This window comes from Dialister sp. UBA1703 (assembly GCA_002320515.1).
Classification (GTDB): Bacteria; Bacillota; Negativicutes; order Veillonellales; family Dialisteraceae; genus Dialister.
In genome coordinates this window covers 1-3202 of record DCJJ01000002.1, presented here as the reverse complement: position 1 = coordinate 3202, position 3202 = coordinate 1, and the positions used below count along the sequence as shown (strand labels likewise).

General features: G+C 50.3%; 2 protein-coding genes. Both read right to left on the bottom strand.

Translation table 11 applies throughout. From position 1 onward, the window contains the following. Positions 1-564 precede the first annotated feature (564 nt). Positions 565-1491: an ABC transporter substrate-binding protein gene (locus B2Y11_RS00020; protein ID WP_291054415.1), complete on the bottom strand. Its 927-nt coding sequence runs from the start codon at positions 1489-1491 to the stop codon at positions 565-567. 103 nt (positions 1492-1594) lie between these two features. After that, complete coding sequence (locus B2Y11_RS00015; RefSeq protein ID WP_291054412.1) at positions 1595-2584, bottom strand: sirohydrochlorin cobaltochelatase; 990 nt, start codon at positions 2582-2584, stop codon at positions 1595-1597. Between the last annotated feature and the right edge of the window lie 618 nt (positions 2585-3202).

Sequence of the window (3202 nt, the reverse complement as noted above, 5' to 3'; positions counted from 1 at the left end):
CAAAATGTGTTCGCTGTGCACCGCTTCGCTCGGGGGCCGCCGATTGGCGGTCAGGAAAATGATAGAGTGTCATATCTCTGCTCAGCCCCGTACACCCTTTTGCCACTACGTGGCATTTCCCCTCAAGGGGAAACGAGAAAATAGGTGGCACCGGATATTGTGTCACATATAACACAGACAGCCAATCCCGTAACGCTGACTTTATAAGCATTGCCGCAGAGCGGCAATCCGCAACCCTCGGGGCCAAAGGCCCCGTCAAACTTAAGAACCCTTGGGCCCGAAAGGGCCCATCAATCCTAAGAACTTTTTCCACAGCCCTTCTACACAACCGGCCGCCATCAGGCGGCCATAACCCTCGGGACGAAGTCCCGTCAACCCTCACACCGCAGGTGTGTCCAAGGGCGATACCACCGCCCTCGGCCCGGAGGGCCGTCAACCTTCTTTTCTGAACTTTTGTACTTCTTTCCTGAGACCTGATGCGCCACTTTTCTCCCGCAGGCAGTGGGACAATAAAAAAGGATACCTCGCAAGAAAGGTATCTTTTTTTTATTGTGGTCTTATGTCCTATTCTCCATAAGCCAGGCTGTACAGCTTCTCCATGGCCTGTGGTGTCCTTACGCCGGGGTTCATGAGGAAGAGGTCCGGCTCCAGGAAGTAGACCCGCTTGTTCTGCACCGCCTTCAGGTGGGCCCAAGAGGGGTTGTTTCTCATGGATTCGTCCAGTTTCTTGTTGATTTCATTCTGTTTGCCCATGGTGACAATGAAGATGGTGTCTGGATCATCGGCAGAGAGCTGTTCCAGAGAGTAGGGGACGGTTTTGCTGTCCAGTTTGATGTCTTTATGGCTGGTGATGACGTTGTCCATTTTTAGCATTTCCACCATGGAGGCGCAGATGGATTTCGGTGTTTCTGCGGTTACATCCTTGCCGGTGGCGCGAAGGACAGCGACTTTGGCCGGCGTTTTGGCAGCGGCTTTGTCTTCTACGGCTTTCACTCCTTCTTCATAGGTTTTGATTACATTGTCTGCCTTGGCCTGCTGGTTATAGAGGGTGCCCATGAATTTCAGAAGAGGTACATTATCATTGATGCCGTCATACTGGATAAGGAGGTAGGGGATTTTATTGCTTTTTAAGAGGGACTCCAGCTTGGAGTTCTGGTTCTTTTCACCAAGCACCAGGTCCGGCTTCATGCCTACCAGGGCTTCCATATTGATATTCTGTACATGGCCCAGGGTGGGGAGGGATTTTGCCTCTTCAGGAATGGGGCTTGAAGTCTCCGGCCGGGCTGCAGAGGTGCCGCCTACAGCATAGGCCATGTTGAGAAGGGGAGCGGAAAGCTCTACCACCCGCTTCGGCGGCGCCTTCATGGTTATTGTCTGGTCTTTGTAGGTGTAGGTGACGCCGTTCCCGTTTCCTTCCTGCTTGGACGTGCCGCAGGCGGAAAGGGAGAAGCAGAGGATGGCAGCGGCAGCTGCTGCTAATATTTTTTTCATCAGATTCTCCTTTATTTTTATTAAGATGAAAGAAACCCCTTCGCCGAGATGACGAAGGGGTCTAATGCAGAGACAAATCATCTCTTACATATCATACCACAAATTATTTCTGCAGTGCTGCCAGTGCTTCATCAGCGCGCTGTACATATATATCTCTGACAGCTTTGTTTTCACCAAGGCCGTGGATGTAGGTGGAGACTTTGAAGCCCTGTGCTTCCAGCTGGCTCTTGTGGGAGTCAGGATCAGAGCCGGCCATATCGTTGTTTGCATGGTCGCCGGCAACCATCATGATCGGCATGAGGGTTACATGGGTGTAGCCGCCTGCTTTCAGTTTCGGAATGACATCTTCCAGGTTCGGACGGCCTTCAACGGAGTAAACAAATACATTGTTCATGCCCAGCTGATGGAGTCTGTCCTGGATAACACTGTAGTAAGCGTTGCCCGGATGGGGAGTACCGTGAGCCATGATAAGGGTTGCATCATGAGCACCCATCTTCGGGAACTGGGAGGAAAGGGCGTTCAGGAAATCGACTACCTGGTCCGGTTCGCCTTCGGTGCCCTGGAAGTACATGAGAGGGGTAGCCAGGGAAATTTTCTTGAAGTTCGGAGCCTGCATCTTGGTGACTACGGAGTCATAGCTGTATTCCATGCCCGGAATGACATCCAGGGAAACGACAGCAACGCGGGTGTATCCTTCGGCTTTCAGTTTTGCGAAAGCTTCTTCCGGGGTCATCTTGGTGATGCCTTCTTTAGCTTTTACACGGTCGATGATAATATGGGAAGTATAAGCTTCATATACCGGTACATTCGGGTTAGCTTCCTGGATAGCCTTTTCTACGGCATCAATGGTCTTGTGACGGGTGTCGGTGAAAGTGGTACCGAAGGTCATAACCAGAATAGCATCTTTGTCTGGTGCGTTTTTCATTGCCGGATTTTCATGGGTCCATACACCTACGGTGGAAGCTTCGCGGAGAGCCGGGGTTACATCCTTAACTTCCGGGTTCAGTTCATAGGCATTAACGGACATGCCCATTCCCATGACACAGAGAGCTGCCATAGATGCAGTTAAAATACTTTTGATACTTTTTTTCATGAAAAATCACTCCTTTGAAAATTTCCTGAGGGAAGCTGCATGAAACAGTGCTTACCCGTAAACCAGGATTCTGTACAGTCCAAAAAACATACAAGATGTTTCCCAAGTACTTGTATGATTCCGGCAGTACTTTGCATGACTTAAGTTTAGTACATCACTATTGCAAAGTCAATAATATTTTTTATTTTTTCTAATCTTTGGAGTCTAAATATTAAGATGATAGAAATGGAATTCAAAAATAAACGGATAGGAGATTAAGAATAGGGGGATGGGGATAGTGTCGGCTATCGGCTGTCGGCCTTGGTGGGCGTGCATCCGCGGAGCGGCTGGGATCGAAGATCGGGATCCAGGATTGGGGGCCGCCTGCGGCGGCAGGTCGTGGGCGCCCTTTAGGGACACGCCCTTTGGGCGTGAGGGTTCTCAGGTTTGACGGGGCTCTCAGGTTTGACACGGCCTTTGGCCGTGAGGGTTGTGGTGGGCGGCTCCGCCGCCAGTATGAATAAAACCGATTTAGTGGGCTGGTGGGCTGGTGTACTAGGGAAGCACTGATTAATTCATAGAATCTGCTTTTATAAGGATTTTTATACACTGCTCCGTCATGGGACTCCTTAAATAGCT

Bases quoted from the DNA above. Each gene is read 5' to 3' on its own strand.
- B2Y11_RS00020 (WP_291054415.1), bottom strand. From the start codon at position 1,491: ATGAAAAAAATATTAGCAGCAGCTGCCGCTGCCATCCTCTGCTTCTCC.
- B2Y11_RS00015 (WP_291054412.1), bottom strand. From the start codon at position 2,584: ATGAAAAAAAGTATCAAAAGTATTTTAACTGCATCTATGGCAGCTCTC.